A 14,486-nucleotide genomic window follows, 5' to 3' on the forward strand; every position below is an offset into this window, starting at 1 on the left:
CGTTGACCAGCCTTAACGAGTTCAGTCGGCGGCGAGTTCAAGCATGATCGTCGACAGCGGTGGCAGAAGCATCATTGCCGAAATGCTCTTGCCCTCCGCCCGTGCCTCGACCACGCCGCCATTGCCCATGCCGGAGCCGCCATATTCGGAAGCGTCGGTGTTGATGATCTCGCGCCACTTGCCGGCCTTCGGCAGAGGCACACGATAATTGTCGCGCGGCACCGGTGTGAAATTGGAGATGACGGCGACCGGATTGCCGCCGGGAGCGTTGCGCACCCAGGCGAAAACCGAATTTTGGCTGTCGTCGACGATCAGCCAGGAAAACCCTTCCGGCTCGCAGTCGCGGCCATGCAGGGCCGGGCGTGAACGATATAGATAGTTCAAATCGCGCACCGTCTGCCAGACACCGCGATGCGGGCGGAAATCGAGCAGGTTCCAATCGAGCGCGCGCGTCTCGCTCCATTCGCGGCGCTGCGCGAATTCCTGGCCCATGAACAGCAGCTTCTTGCCGGGATACCCCCACATGAAGCCGTAATAGGCCCGCAAGGTCGCGAATTTCTGCCAGTCGTCGCCGGCCATCTTGCCGAGCAGCGTGCCCTTGCCGTGCACGACCTCGTCATGCGAGAGCGGCAGCACGAAATTCTCCGAGAAGGCGTAGGTCAGGCCGAAGGTCAGCTCATTGTGGTGGTGCTTGCGGAAAATCGGCTCTTTTGAAAAATACTCCAGCGTGTCGTGCATGAAGCCCATGTTCCACTTGAAGCCGAAGCCCAGCCCGCCTTCATGGACAGGCGCCGAGACCTTTGGCCATGAAGTCGATTCCTCGGCGATGGTCATAACGCCGGGATGGTGCCCGTAGAGCTCCTTGTTCATCTTCTGCAGGAAGCTGACCGCCTCGAGGTTTTCGCGCCCACCCTTCTCGTTGGGGATCCATTCGCCCTGCTTGCGCGAATAGTCGAGATAGAGCATCGAGGCGACCGCGTCGACGCGAAGACCGTCTACATGGTATTTTTCGGCCCAGAATAGTGCGTTATTGACGAGGAACGACACCACCTCGCGGCGGCCGAAATTGTAGATCGCGGTGTTCCAGTCCGGGTGGAAGCCCTTGCGCGGGTCGGCATGCTCGTAGAGCGCGGTGCCGTCGAAATGGACCAGACCGTGCTCGTCGACAGGGAAATGCGCCGGCACCCAGTCGAGAATGACGCCGATGCCGGCACGGTGGGCGCCATCGACAAAGCGGGCAAAGCCGTCCGGATCGCCGAAGCGGGCCGATGGCGCGTAGAGGCCGGTTGTCTGGTAGCCCCAGGACGGGTCATAGGGATGCTCGGAGATCGGCAGGAATTCGACATGGGTGAAACCGGCCTCGACCACATAGGGGATCAGCCGGTCGGCCAGTTCATCCCATGACAGGAAGGTGCCGTCGTCGCGAAGCTGCCAGGAACCGGCGTGGACTTCGTAGATCGAGATGGCTTCGCGCCGAGGGTCGGCGTTGCGCCAGAAATCGCGATGCGCCTCGTCACCCCATGGATGGGCCGGCGGCACCGCGGTCACAGAGGCGGTTGCCGGGCGCAGCTCCGACTTGAAGGCGAACGGATCGGCCTTCAGCGGCAACCTGACGCCATCGGGGCCTATGATTTCGTATTTATAGGGCCGGCCGGCACCAATATCGGGAATGAACAGCTCCCAGATGCCGGTGTCGCGACGGTCGCGCATCGTATGCCGGCGGCCATCCCAGTCATTGAAATCGCCGACCACCGAGACGCGCCGGGCATTGGGCGCCCATACCGCGAAATGCACGCCGGTAGCGCCTTCGTGCTCGATGACATGCGCGCCGAGCTTGTCGAACAGCCTGAGATGCGAACCTTCGGCGATGTAGTAATCGTCCATCGGCCCGAGCACCGGGCCGAACGAATAGGGATCGGTCAGCCACCAGCCGCCGCCGGCATTGCGCGCGTGGTAGCGAAGCGGTTGGCGCTTCCTGATCGACAGCTTGCCCTCGAAGAAACCGGCGTCGTCGCGCCTGGTCAATTCGCCCGCCTCGATGCCGGTCAGCGTGTAGGCGGTGACGGACTGCGCGTGCGGAACGAAGCAGCGCGCGAACAGGGTCTTGCCGGCCTCCTGGACGCCGAGAACCGCAAAGGGATTGCCGTGCGTACCGGCGACAATCGCCGCAACATCGCTGGCTGGCGCCAGTCCGTCCGGCCCGCTTGTCGCAGCGGTCGCGTGCGGCTTCCTCATCAGGCAGCGTCCCTCCCAGGGCACCAGCTATTCATTTCTAGCGATGTGAATTGGGCATTCAACTCGCATCACCGGGACCACATTGTTCGTGGCTCATGCAATCACATCAGACCGGCACGTTCCAGATTTCTTTCGCGTATTGACGGATCGTGCGATCGGAGGAGAACCAGCCGACGCGGGCGACGTTGCGGATGGCGCGCGCGTACCAATCCGGGCTGTTGCGCCAGACAGCATCGACGTCGCGCTGGCAGGCGGCATAGGCGTCGAAATCCGCCGCGACCATGAACCAGTCGGTGTCGTAGAGACCGTTGATGAGGTCGCGGTAGCGATTGGGATCATCGGGCGAGAAGACGCCCGACGAAACCGCCGCAACCGCCTGCGTCAGTTCCGAGGATGCCTCGATGACGCCGCGCGGATTATAGCCATTGTTGCGCCGCTCGGCGACTTCTTCGGTGGTGAGGCCGAAGATGAAGATGTTGTCGTCGCCGACATGCTCCTTGATCTCGACATTGGCGCCGTCAAGCGTGCCGATGGTCAGCGCGCCGTTCAGCGCGAACTTCATGTTGCCGGTCCCCGATGCCTCCATGCCGGCGGTCGAGATCTGCTCTGACAGATCGGCGGCCGGCATCAGCACCTCGGCCAGGCTGACGTTGTAGTTCGGTACGAACACGACCTTCAGCAGGCCGCGCACCGAAGGGTCGCTGTTGATCACCCTGGCGACATCGTTGGCCAGTTTGATGATCAACTTGGCGTTGTGGTAGCTGGGCGCGGCCTTGCCGCCGAAGAATTTCACGCGCGGCATCCAGTCGCGCTCGGGATGCGAACGGATCTGGTCATAGAGCGCGATTGCTTCGAGGATGTTGAGGAGTTGGCGCTTGTATTCGTGGATGCGCTTGACTTGGATGTCGAAGAGCGCCGAAGGGTCGAGCTTGATGCCGAGGCGATCGGCTACCAGATTGGCAAGCCTCACCTTGTTCTGGCGCTTCACGGCGGCGAATTTTTCGCGGAAGGCAGTGTCGCCGGCGAGAGGATCGAGCCCCTTGATCGCCTCGATGTCATCCATGAAGCGGTCGCCGATCGCCTCGCGGGCAAGCGCGGTGAGGCCCGGATTGCACTGGATGAGCCAGCGCCGCGGCGTGATGCCGTTGGTCTTGTTGTTGATGCGATCGGGATAAAGTTTGTGAAGGTCGGCGAAGACCGTCTCCTTCATCAATTCGGTGTGCAGCGCCGACACGCCGTTGATCGAATGCGAACCGACAAAGGCCAAATTACCCATGCGCACCCGGCGGTCGCCATTCTCCTGGATCAGCGAGATGCGGCTGATCTGCTCGTCCGAGAATTGGTCGGTGGCGCGGGCTTCGAGTAGCACCTGCGCGTTGATGGCGTAGACGATCTGCATGTGGCGCGGCAGGAGCCGCTCGAACAGCGGCACCGACCAGCTTTCCAGCGCCTCGGGCAGCAGCGTATGGTTGGTGTAGCCGAAGGTGCGCTTGGTGATGTCCCAGGCGAGATCGAAATCCATGCCATGGACATCCATCAAGAGCCGCATCAGTTCAGGCACGGCGATCGCCGGATGGGTGTCGTTGAGGTGGATCGCGGCCTTGTCGGGCAGCGACTTCAGGTCGCCATATTGGCTGAGATGGCGCTGGACGATGTCCTGCAGCGAAGCGGTCGAGAAGAAGTATTCCTGGCGCAGCCTGAGCTCCTGCCCGGCCATGTGGGAATCGGCTGGATAGAGCACGCGCGACAGCGCATCGGCCTTGTTGCTTTCAGCCAGCGCCCCGATGTGGTCGCCGGCATTGAACTTGTCGAGCAGGATCGGATCGATCGGCATGCCCGACCACAGCCGCAGCGTGTTGACGCGCTTGGCGCGCCAGCCGGCCACGGGCGTATCGTAGGCGACCGCCAGAACATGTTCCCTCGGCTTCCAGACATGGCGTTCGAAGCGCCCTTCCCTGGAGGTGATTGATTCGACCGAACCGCCGAAGCCGACTTCGAAGGAGCGCTCGCGGCGCTCGAACTCCCAAGGGTTGCCATGGTCAAGCCAGGTCTCGGGCAGTTCGACCTGCCAGCCGTCATGGATTTCCTGGCGGAACATGCCGTTGGCATAGCGGATGCCGTAGCCATGCGCGGGAATGTCGACGGTCGCCATGCTTTCCATGAAGCAGGCGGCGAGCCGTCCGAGGCCGCCATTGCCGAGGGCAGCGTCCGGCTCGAGCGCCGCGATCAGGTCGAGGTCGACGCCGAGCGACGACAGCGCCTCACGCATATTCTCCATCAGGCCGAGATTGGAAAAGGCGTCGCGCATCAGACGCCCGATCAGGAATTCGAGCGAGAGGTAATAGACGCGCTTTTCCTGCTGGTCGTAGGCTTCCTTGGTGGCCTGCATCCAATGGTCGACGATGCGATCGCGCACGACCTTGATCGAGGCGGTCAGCCAGTCGTACTGGGTCGCGACGGTGGTGTCCTTGCCGACCCGGTATTTGAGCGACATCAAGACTTCTTCGGCGAGCGTCTTGGGATCGGGATTGTCGAGAGCGGGGGCTTCGATCGTCATGGCGGATGTCATATCGCCTCTCGTTCGGTTTGGCCTGATCATACCGGCTTTCACCGTTTCTCCCAGCCTATCCTAGTGCATTGCAGCATGTTTTCAATCGATTAGAGAATACTCCCGCCTGCTTACGCTGCGGCAACTTGGCAGTTCAGGCCGCCAATGCCACCTCCGGGGGTGTTTTTGCCCCGGTCATAAAGGCAACGGCATCGGACATCGTATATTGCTTGGGGTCGATGACGCATAGGCGACGGCCCAGACGGTGGATGTGGATACGGTCGGCCACCTCGAAGACGTGCGGCATGTTGTGGGAGATCAGCACGATCGGCAGACCGCGCTTCTTCACGTCGAGGATCAGTTCGAGCACGCGGCGGCTCTCCTTGACGCCGAGTGCCGCCGTCGGCTCGTCCATGATCACCATCTTCGAGCCGAAGGCGGCGGCGCGGGCCACCGCCACGCCCTGGCGCTGGCCGCCCGACAGCGTCTCCACCGCCTGGCTGATGTTCTGGATGGTCATCAAGCCGAGTTCGGTCAGCTTGTCGCGGGCGCGCTTTTCCATTGCCGGACGGTCGAGCATGCGAAGCCACTGGCCGACAAAGCCGGGTTTGCGGATCTCGCGGCCGAGGAACATGTTGTCGGCGATCGACAGCGCCGGCGACAGCGCCAGGTTCTGGTAGACGGTTTCGATGCCGGCTTCGCGAGCTTCCATCGGCGACTTGAAGGAGACGGGTTTGCCTTCGAGCCGGATTTCGCCTTCGTCCGGCACGGCCGCGCCGGAAATCGCCTTGATGAGCGACGACTTGCCGGCGCCGTTGTCGCCGATGACGGCAAGGATTTCGCCGGGGTAAAGGTCGAAATCGGCATTGTCGAGAGCGGTGACGCGGCCATAGCGCTTGACCAGACCGCGCGCGGTGAGGATGGGCTCCTGGGTCATGCCGAAACCTTTCTGATCCATTGGTCGATGGCGACGGCGCCGATGATCAGCACGCCGGTGAGCAGCACTTTCCATTGCGGATCGGCGCCCAGCATGTTGAGGCCCATCGAGACGACGCCGACGATCATGGCGCCGAACAAGGTGCCGAGGATGGAGCCGCGGCCGCCGAAGAGAGAAATACCGCCGATCACCGTCGCGGTGATCGCCTGCAGATTGTAGTCGGTGACGGCGGCGGACGGCGAGATCGAGCCGTTGCGGCCGATCGAGACCCAGGCCGCGAAAGCGGCGATCAGCCCGGCAAGGGTGTAGACCGTCATCAGCACCTTCTTGGTTTGGATACCCGACAGCTTCGCCGCCTCCTGGTCGTCGCCGACGGCGTAGACATGACGGCCCCATGCGGTGTGGTTGAGCACGTACCAAAGAACCAGCACGAGCACGACCGTAGCGATGACGCCGAGCGTCAGCACCGCCGTGCCGACCTTGAAGCTCAGGGCAAACAGGTGCAGCAGCGGCGCCTGATTGTCGACGTCGGTGTCGCGGATCGTCTCATTGGCCGAATAGATGAAATTGGTGGCCATGACGATGTTCCAGGTGCCAAGCGTCACGATGAAGGGCGGCAGCTTCATATAGGCGACCAGCAGCCCGTTCAGCAGCCCGCAAGCCGCTCCGGCGGCAAGCCCGATCGCCACGGCGAGCACGCTCGGCATGCCGTAGCTGACCGCGCAATTGCCCATGATCACGGCCGAAATCACCATGATCACCCCGATCGACAGGTCTATGCCGGCGGTCAGGATGACCAGCGTCTGCGCGGCCCCGAGAATGCCGACGATGGCGATCTGCTGCAGGATCAGCGTCAGCGTGTAGGACGAAAAGAATCGCCCTCCGATCGTGATGCCGAAGATAATGATCGACAGAAGCAGCACGATCAGCGGCACCGCGGCCGGCGTCGAATGCAGAAAATGCTGGACGCGCTTGACGGCTGATTTGTGCTCGTCGAAAGCGGCCACGCTTGTGTCGCTGGCCGAGAGAACCTTCTCGAATTCCTGAACTTGAGCCATGTTTTCTCCCCGTAGGGCTTCAGCCACGCGCTGACGCCGTCCACGCCTTCCGGTCTGTCGCCGGGATTATTCGCGTTTACAGTGATGCATCGTCCACCCGATGCGGCCGGGGATCAAGCCCCCGGCCGATCGGTTTTGTTCCGGTCAGGCCGGCATCAGCCCCAGCACTTGGCGAGGCCTTCCTTGGTGTCGATGGACTTGACGCCGTTGGCGGGCTTGTCGGTGACGAGATTGACGCCGGTGTCGAAGAAGTTCTTGCCCTCGGTCGGCTTCGGCTTGGTGCCGTCCTTGGCGAAAGCGGCGATCGCCTCGATGCCGAGTGCGGCCATCTGCAGCGGATATTGCTGCGAGGTGGCGCCGATGACGCCTTCGGCGACCGACTTCACGCCGGGGCAACCGCCGTCGACCGAGACGATCAGCACCTGGCTTTCGAGGCCGACGGCCTTGAGCGCCTGGTAGGCGCCGACCGCTGCCGGCTCGTTGATGGTGTGGATGACGGTGATGGTGTTGTCCTTCTGGAGAAGGTTTTCCATCGCCTTGCGGCCGCCTTCCTCGTTGCCGTTCGTCACATCATGGCCGACGATGCGCGGATCGGTCTCATCGCCAATCTTGTTGGGATCCTTCACGTCGATGCCGTAGCCCATCATGAAGCCCTGGTCGCGCAGAACGTCCACGGTCGGCTGCGAGGGGGTCAGGTCGAGGAAGCCGATCTTGGCATCCTTGGCCTTGTCGCCCAGAGTGGCGGCGGCCCAGGCGCCGATCAGCTTGCCGGCCTCCAGATTGTCGGTGGCGAAGGTCGCGTCGGCGGCGTCGATCGGGTCGAGCGGCGTGTCGAGCGCTATCACCAGCAGGCCCGCATCGCGCGCCTTCTTCACCGTCGGCACGATGCCCTTGGTGTCGGACGCGGTGATCAGAATGCCCTTGGCGCCATCGGCGATGCAGCTTTCGATCGCCGCCACCTGGCTCTCGCTGTCACCGTCGATCTTGCCCGCATAGGTCTTGAGATCGACGCCAAGTTCCTTGGCCTTGGCGGTCGCGCCCTCTTTCATCTTGACGAAGAACGGATTGGTGTCGGTCTTGGTGATCAGGCAGGCGCCGACGCCGGCGGCTGATGCGGACGAAGCGAACGCCATCAGACCCAGCGCGGCTGCCGCAAAAACGGTGGACTTCAACAGTTTTGTATTGGTCACGATTTTCCTCCCAGTGGACCATTTTCGAGTGCCGGCCAACCGGCACCCGCACGGCATCCAAGCGACTTCTCCCAGCGCGGATGCCCCCTCAAAGAACACCACAGCAAGGCATCTGTCAATAATTAAATCACTCTTATTTATTATTGACAGCCTTGCGTCGTTCACTCATTCTGGCCCAAAAGCATTGCCGGGGAAACGACGGGAGGAACAGGGTGGAGACCGCCACTGCGAGGCATGGTTCGCCCGAAGCGAACGAGAGCCTTATTCACCGCGGCACCAACCAGAGCGGCATGCGCGACCACAACGAGCGCCTGGTGCTTTCGCTGGTGCGCCAGCACGGCAGTCTTGCGAAGTCCGACATTGCCCGTATGACCGGACTTTCGGCGCAGACGGTCTCGGTCATCATGCGCGAACTAGAGGAAGAAAGCCTGCTCGTGCGCCAGGCGCCATTGCGTGGCAAGATCGGTCAGCCCTCGATCCCCATGGCGCTCAATCCCGAAGGCGCCTTCTTCATCGGCCTCAAGATCGGCCGCCGTAGCGCCGAACTCGTGCTGATCGATTTCCTCGGGCAGGTGCGCGCCATGCTGCAGCATTCCTACCGCTACCCTGCCCCACGCGAGACGGTCGAGTTTGTCACGTCGGGCATGAAGGCGATGCGCGGCGAGCTGACACCGGCGCAGGACAAGCGCATTGCCGGACTCGGCATCGCCATGCCGTTCGAACTTTGGAACTGGGCCGACACCGCCGGCGCGCCGCGCGACGTCATGGACGAATGGCGCCATCGCGATATCAGGGCCGACATCCAGGCACAGTGCGATTTTCCGGTCTACCTGCAAAACGATGCCACCTCCGCCTGCGGCGCCGAACTGGTCTTCGGCCAGACGGGCGCGGCGCGGGACTTCGTCTATTTCTACATCGGCGCCTTTGCCGGCGGCGGCATCGTGCTCAACGGCCGGCTCTTCGGCGGACCGACCGGCAATGCCGGCGCGCTCGGCTCAATGCCCGTGCCCGGGCCGGATGGAAAACCGACCCAGCTGATCGACGTGGCCTCGATCGCCATGCTCGAAAAAACACTCAATGCGCGTGGCGTCGAGGCCTCGTATCTGTGGACCTCACCCGAGGATTGGGGGGAGATCGGCGCTGAGCTCGACGAGTGGATCGCCAGCGCCTCGCAGGCGCTCGCTTACGCCATCGTGGCAGCGTCCTCGGTCATCGATTTCGAGGCCGCGGTGATCGACGGCTGGATGCCGAAGGCCGTGCGCCAGAGGCTGGTCGAGGCGGTCGTGACGGCAATCGGTGCGATCGACGGCGAAGGGCTGAAACTTCCGACCGTCCGCGAGGGAACCGTGGGCATTCATGCCCGGGCGCTCGGCGGCGCCAGCCTGCCGCTTTCCGAACGGTTCCTGATCGGTTCGACGACGATCTCCAGGAGCGCCTGAATGCTGATCGGGATTCCGGCGCTGCTTGGTCCGGAGCTTCTGGCGACGTTGCGCGCCATGGGCCATGGTGACGAGATCGCCCTGGTCGACGGGAACTATCCGGCGCAAGAGCAGGCAAGACGCCTCATCCGGACCGACGGCCATGCCCTCATTCCCGTACTTGACGCGATACTGACGCTGCTTCCGGTCGACGATGTCGTGCCGGAGGCGCTGTTTCGCGCCTCGGTGAAAGGCGATCCGTCGCTTGCCGACCCCGTCCATCATGAAATGGAGGCGATCTGCGCCAAACGCGCTCCGGGCCGCAAGGTGGTTGCGCTGGCCGGCGCCGACTTCTATGCACGGGTCAGATCGGCGCATGCCATCGTCGCGACAAGCGAGCCGCGGCTTTACGCCAACATCATCATCCGCAAGGGCGTGATCTATCCGCCGGAGACCAGGAAGCCATGATCCTCTGCTGCGGCGAAGCCCTGATCGACATGCTGCCGCGCACCACCACCGAGGGTGAGCCGGCCTTCGCTCCCTATGTCGGCGGCGCCGTTTTCAACACGGCGATCGCCCTCGGCCGGCTCGGCGCGCCGGCCGGCTTCTTCTCGGGCCTGTCGTCGGACCTGTTTGGCGGCCAGTTCCGGAACGCGCTCGGGGCAAGCAAAGTGAGTTCAACCTACGCGCACACTTCGCCCCGGCCGACGACGCTGGCCTTCGTGCGGCTGAACAACGGCCAGGCAACCTACACCTTCTATGACGAGAACACGGCCGGGCGCATGCTGACCATCGAAGACCTGCCGCAACTCGGCGGCGAGATCGAGGCGATGCTGTTCGGCGCCATCAGCCTGATCTCGGAGCCGGCTGGCTCGGCCTATGAGGAGTTCATGCGGCGCGAGCATGAGGCCCGCGTGATGATGCTCGATCCCAACATCCGGCCGAACTTCATCCCCGACAAGGCCAAGCACCTCAGGCGCATCCGGGAGATGATGGCGATGGCCGACATCGTCAAACTGTCGGACGAAGACCTCCACTGGTTCGGCGAAGCCGGTTCGCACGAGGATGTGGTGCGCAATTGGCTCGAACGCGGCCCCAAGCTGATCGTCGTCACCCATGGCAGCGAAGGTGCCGTTGGCTACAGCAAGCAGCACCGTGTCACCGTCATACCGGAGACAGTCAAGGTGGTGGACACCGTCGGCGCCGGGGACACGTTCAACGCCGGCATCCTTGCCTCCCTGCATGAGCAAGGCCTGCTGGCGAAGGCGGCGATTTCCAGCCTGTCCGAAGACGCAATCCGCAAAGCATTGGCGCTCGGCGCCAAGGCGGCGGCAGTGACGGTGTCACGAGCCGGCGCCAATCCCCCCTGGCGGCACGAGATCGGCTGATCGGCTCCCGAAAGCGATCACTTTATGTTTCCATGCGCCAAAAACCGCGACAAAAATGGCCTGAATTGCGCCGCCTAGCCCGGATTCCCGGCCTTTTGGGCAATGCGCCGGCAAAACACGGGTAACGGCCTGCGACACTTGCACCATACCCCCGGTTCGCAGCCGGCTTTTTCAGCCGCGCCAAGTCTGGTACCAGCGGGCCGGTTATTGGCAGGTATTGAGGCCGACATGCAGTTCATCGATCTTGGCGCGCAGCGCGAACGAATCCGCGACCGGCTGAAAGCCGCGATCGACCACGTTGTCGAGGATGGCCGCTACATCTTTGGCCCCCAGGTCGCCGAATTCGAAAAGAAGCTCGCCGCCTATGTCGGCGTCAAGCATGTGGTTGCCTGCGCCAACGGCACGGACGCACTGCTTTTGCCGCTGTTTGCCGCCGGCATCGGCCCGGGCGACGCGGTGTTCGTGCCGAGCTTCACCTTCGCCGCCACGGCGGAAGTGGTGGCGCTGGCCAAGGCCGAGCCGGTTTTCGTCGATGTCGATCCGAAGACCTACAACATCGACATCGCCAGCCTCGAGGCGGCGATCGCGGCCATCAAGAAGGAAGGCCGACTGAAGCCGAAGGCGATCATCCCCGTCGACCTGTTCGGTCTTGCCGCCGACTACGAGGCGATCATGGCTATCGCCAATCGCGAAGGCTTGTTGGTGATCGAGGATGCCGCGCAGTCCATGGGTGGTTCGCTCGAAAGCAGGATGTGCGGCTCGTTCGGCCACGTCGGCTCGACCAGCTTCTATCCGGCCAAGCCGCTTGGCTGCTATGGCGACGGTGGCGCGATGTTCACCAATGATGACGCTTTGGCCGACACGCTGCGTTCCTTCGCCTTCCACGGCAAGGGGGAGACGCAATACGACAACATCCGCGTCGGTATCAATTCACGGTTGGATACGCTGCAGGCGGCAATCCTGATCGAGAAGCTGGCCATCCTCGAGGAAGAAATGATAGCGCGGCAGGTGGTAGCCAAGCGCTATGCAGAAGGCCTGGGCGATATCGTCACCGCGGCCCGTAACCTGGATGGCAGCCGTTCGGCCTGGGCGCAATACGCGATCGAAACGCCCAAACGCGACGGCCTTAAAGCTCATCTGAGCGAAAAAGGCATCCCATCTGTAATTTATTACGTCAAGCCGCTGCATGAGCAGATCGCCTATCGCGACTACCCGCGCTCGCCGACCGGTCTTGCGGTTTCGGAGGATCTGCCGAAACGCATCCTGTGTCTGCCGATGCATCCCTATCTTAGCGAGGCCGACCAGGACCGGATCATCGAAACGATCCGCAACTATATTGGCTCGAACTCAGCGCAGACCGCGGCCGAATAGGCGCCTGATAGCAGAGGCGGACACACCTCGTTCGCTTAGAGCGGTCGGGGCGCGAGTCGGGGCGTCGCGCCGTTATTTTGAGACGGTCGGCGCGCGTCTTGTGGTCCGGTCATCCATTCCCGGCCGGGTCACGGAACGGCACTGCAATATGCAGATCCCTGCTGTGAAGACCAAAGTGCCCAGCACCCATGACAACCAGATCCGATGGTCGACCGACAGTTCGACAGCAGCTATGATCAGGTAGTTGCTGGCTATCAAATGGCAGGGGCCCCTCAAACCGCCGATCATTCTTATGATCGCGGCCAGGAGCACCCCATACACAATGATGCCCAGCGCTCCGAGCTCGTACCACAAATCGAATACGATATTGTGTGCGCTTGGGAGATCCACCTGCGCATAATATGTGGGACTCACCACAACCCCGACCGCGTTTCTCATCGTATTGGCGCCATGGCCGAGAACGGGCTGGTCTGCAATGTGGGGCGAGATCATCTGCCAAAGATCAAGTCGCGCGGCGAAGGTTCCTGGATAGAAAGCCAGCCATCCCGTGGTTTTGAGGTAGGCGAACAGCGGCGAGACGACGAAGGGGGCGATCAGGGCAAAAGACAAATAGACGGCGAAGAATGCGACCAAGGCGTGCTGGCGGTATTTGGCGGGCATGACAAACATCACCGCCACGAAGACAATCGCCAGATTGACGCCGGTCGATTGACCGTAGAGCAATGTCAGCACGGCAAAGAGAGCCGCAAGCCCCCTCCAGACGAACCACCGCTGGGCAAGAAATATGACGGCAAAAAAAGCTCCATAGACCGTGATTTTGTGGAGGGTGAAAACATTTTCCACAAATCGCGGATTTTCGGTCAAAAACGCAAAATACAGTTCCCAACCCATCACCGACACCAGGCCGATCAACATGCCGACCAATGAGACCCGCGCGAGCCGGTCGCGTTGAGCGCCCGGAAGCGCCAGAATGCACTCAAACAGCAGGATGGCGGCGACCGAGTAGCCAAACAGGTCCCTCGCCGCCATGAGAGAGCGGCTCGCATCAACCGACCACAGGGCGCTCGACAGGACAAAGCCGGACAAGAGGGCCAGAGTTACGGCGAGGCCTATCGTTGCTCTGCCAAAGCGCGCACCCTTCGTCAAAAGGGTAAGAGCGCCCATGAGTGCCGCGACAAATGCCAGGGCCGTCGGAGACATTTCGATGAAGGCGAAAAGGGCGGGAGAGAGGGCGTAGAGGCCCAGCAACATCCTGAGGACTATTTCATCGCGATTGCTGGTCCATACCGGAAACCCGCCCAGAATGACGGCATGGCATTTCTGAAAAAAGGACATTCAACTACCGACTCAGGGAACGCCTATACAGGATAGGTTATCGGCGAAGGCACCTCAACGTTCGATACGTCCTGCGGTTGCAACCCTGCCGCTGGCGATGAAATGCGGATTGGCGAAGTCCTCGTCATCGGCCTGGTTGCGCTTGCCATAGGCCAAGGGCTTGCCGTCCAGCGTGCGTGTCGTGCCACCGGCGGCGCGCAGCACCGCGTCACCCGCCGCCGTGTCCCATTCCATGGTGCGGCCGAAGCGCGGATAGACATCCGCCTCGCCATTGGCGAGAAGGCAGAATTTCAGCGACGAACCGACCGAGACGATCTCGGCGGCACCAAGGTCGCGAATATAGGCTTCGGTTTCCGGCGTGTTGTGCGAGCGGCTGGCAACCACCGCCAGCGGCGTCGCGGCCGTTCTCACCGAAATCGGCCGGCGAGAAACGATCTGGTAGTCGCCATCGATTTCGAGGGCTTCCGCCCTGCCCGGCAGACCGGAAAAGAAGCGGCCGCTGCATGGCGCGAAGACAACGCCGACTTCGGGCACGCCATGGCGGACAAGCGCGATGTTGACGGTGAAGTCGGTGCGCCGGTTGACGAATTCCTTGGTGCCGTCAAGCGGATCAATGAGGAAGAAGGTCTCGGCAAGTTCGCCCGGCATGACACCGGCCGCCGCCTCCTCCTCGGCCACGCAGGGGATGTCGGGGAATTCCGCACGCAGGCCGGCGAGGATGATCTTCTCGCTCTCGCGGTCCGCCTCGGTCACCGGCGAGGAATCCGATTTGCGGTCGACCGCGCAGCCGGCGTGAAACACACGCATGACCTCGCGCCCGGCCGCTAGCGCCAGCCGCTCGAAGATCTCAAGCATCGACGTGTCGTCAGATGCCGCCGCCATTGTCATATTGATCTTCCGCAATGTCACGCTCGTTCAGCCAGTGTTCCAGGGCATCTACCATCTCTTCAGGCGACTTGCCGAGCGTCTTGAGATGGATCTCCGGTTTCTCCGGTGCTTCGTATGG

General features: G+C 62.4%; 11 protein-coding genes. 4 read left to right on the forward strand and 7 right to left on the reverse strand.

Features of this window, described 5'->3' with window-relative positions; all coding sequences use genetic code 11:
* Positions 1 to 21: 21 nt before the first annotated feature.
* From glgB to FJ434_RS28005, 5 genes are all read right to left on the reverse strand, one after another.
* Positions 22 to 2,235, reverse strand: coding sequence for a 1,4-alpha-glucan branching protein GlgB (gene glgB, locus FJ434_RS27985; RefSeq protein ID WP_140508007.1), 2,214 nt, complete (start codon positions 2,233 to 2,235; stop codon positions 22 to 24).
* 106 nt (positions 2,236 to 2,341) lie between these two features.
* Complete coding sequence (locus tag FJ434_RS27990) at positions 2,342 to 4,804, reverse strand: glycogen/starch/alpha-glucan phosphorylase (protein WP_140752834.1); 2,463 nt, start codon at positions 4,802 to 4,804, stop codon at positions 2,342 to 2,344.
* A 133-nt stretch (positions 4,805 to 4,937) separates the two neighbouring features.
* Positions 4,938 to 5,720 (reverse strand): ATP-binding cassette domain-containing protein, encoded by a 783-nt coding sequence (locus tag FJ434_RS27995; RefSeq protein WP_027146641.1) that lies wholly within the window; start codon positions 5,718 to 5,720, stop codon positions 4,938 to 4,940.
* Entirely contained in the window at positions 5,717 to 6,778 is a 1,062-nt protein-coding gene (locus FJ434_RS28000; protein ID WP_140508003.1) for an ABC transporter permease, read from the reverse strand. Before FJ434_RS28000 ends, FJ434_RS27995 begins: the two co-directional genes overlap by 4 nt.
* A 155-nt stretch (positions 6,779 to 6,933) precedes the next feature.
* Positions 6,934 to 7,950 (reverse strand): sugar ABC transporter substrate-binding protein, encoded by a 1,017-nt coding sequence (locus tag FJ434_RS28005; RefSeq protein ID WP_181166162.1) that lies wholly within the window; start codon positions 7,948 to 7,950, stop codon positions 6,934 to 6,936.
* Positions 7,951 to 8,180: 230 nt separating this feature from the next.
* Here FJ434_RS28005 and FJ434_RS28010 point away from each other — a divergent pair, with 230 nt between their 5' ends.
* The 4 genes from FJ434_RS28010 to FJ434_RS28025 all read left to right on the forward strand — a co-directional run bounded on the left by FJ434_RS28010 (position 8,181) and on the right by FJ434_RS28025 (position 12,145).
* Positions 8,181 to 9,407 (forward strand): ROK family transcriptional regulator, encoded by a 1,227-nt coding sequence (locus tag FJ434_RS28010; RefSeq protein ID WP_140507999.1) that lies wholly within the window; start codon positions 8,181 to 8,183, stop codon positions 9,405 to 9,407.
* On the forward strand, positions 9,408 to 9,854 hold the full coding sequence (locus FJ434_RS28015) for an RbsD/FucU domain-containing protein (protein ID WP_140507997.1): 447 nt from the start codon (positions 9,408 to 9,410) through the stop codon (positions 9,852 to 9,854).
* Complete coding sequence (locus FJ434_RS28020) at positions 9,851 to 10,774, forward strand: carbohydrate kinase (RefSeq protein ID WP_140507995.1); 924 nt, start codon at positions 9,851 to 9,853, stop codon at positions 10,772 to 10,774. The genes FJ434_RS28015 and FJ434_RS28020 overlap by 4 nt, the downstream gene beginning before the upstream one ends.
* A 228-nt stretch (positions 10,775 to 11,002) precedes the next feature.
* Positions 11,003 to 12,145 carry a DegT/DnrJ/EryC1/StrS aminotransferase family protein gene (locus FJ434_RS28025; protein WP_140752836.1) on the forward strand — a complete coding sequence of 381 codons (1,143 nt, stop codon included), beginning with the start codon at positions 11,003 to 11,005 and terminating at the stop codon, positions 12,143 to 12,145.
* 72 nt (positions 12,146 to 12,217) lie between these two features.
* Here FJ434_RS28025 and FJ434_RS28030 read toward each other — a convergent pair whose 3' ends face one another.
* Both FJ434_RS28030 and cysQ read right to left on the reverse strand, forming a co-directional pair.
* Positions 12,218 to 13,480 (reverse strand): O-antigen ligase family protein, encoded by a 1,263-nt coding sequence (locus FJ434_RS28030; RefSeq protein WP_140752839.1) that lies wholly within the window; start codon positions 13,478 to 13,480, stop codon positions 12,218 to 12,220.
* Between the two features lie 54 nt (positions 13,481 to 13,534).
* A complete protein-coding gene (gene cysQ / locus FJ434_RS28035) occupies positions 13,535 to 14,335 on the reverse strand; it encodes a 3'(2'),5'-bisphosphate nucleotidase CysQ (protein ID WP_140752841.1) in 801 nt (266 codons plus the stop codon).
* Between the last annotated feature and the right edge of the window lie 151 nt (positions 14,336 to 14,486).

Origin of the sequence: Mesorhizobium sp. B2-5-13 (assembly GCF_006440535.1) — a bacterium.
Taxonomy (GTDB): domain Bacteria; phylum Pseudomonadota; class Alphaproteobacteria; order Rhizobiales; family Rhizobiaceae; genus Mesorhizobium; species Mesorhizobium salmacidum.

Excerpts from the sequence above, each read along its gene's own strand:
- glgB (WP_140508007.1), bottom strand. The coding sequence starts at position 2,235 with ATGAGGAAGCCGCACGCGACCGCTGCGACAAGCGGGCCGGACGGACTG.
- FJ434_RS27990 (WP_140752834.1), bottom strand. The coding sequence starts at position 4,804 with ATGACATCCGCCATGACGATCGAAGCCCCCGCTCTCGACAATCCCGAT.
- FJ434_RS27995 (WP_027146641.1), bottom strand. The coding sequence starts at position 5,720 with ATGACCCAGGAGCCCATCCTCACCGCGCGCGGTCTGGTCAAGCGCTAT.
- FJ434_RS28000 (WP_140508003.1), bottom strand. The coding sequence starts at position 6,778 with ATGGCTCAAGTTCAGGAATTCGAGAAGGTTCTCTCGGCCAGCGACACA.
- FJ434_RS28015 (WP_140507997.1), top strand. The coding sequence starts at position 9,408 with ATGCTGATCGGGATTCCGGCGCTGCTTGGTCCGGAGCTTCTGGCGACG.
- FJ434_RS28020 (WP_140507995.1), top strand. The coding sequence starts at position 9,851 with ATGATCCTCTGCTGCGGCGAAGCCCTGATCGACATGCTGCCGCGCACC.
- FJ434_RS28025 (WP_140752836.1), top strand. The coding sequence starts at position 11,003 with ATGCAGTTCATCGATCTTGGCGCGCAGCGCGAACGAATCCGCGACCGG.
- FJ434_RS28030 (WP_140752839.1), bottom strand. The coding sequence starts at position 13,480 with ATGTCCTTTTTTCAGAAATGCCATGCCGTCATTCTGGGCGGGTTTCCG.
- cysQ (WP_140752841.1), bottom strand. The coding sequence starts at position 14,335 with ATGCTTGAGATCTTCGAGCGGCTGGCGCTAGCGGCCGGGCGCGAGGTC.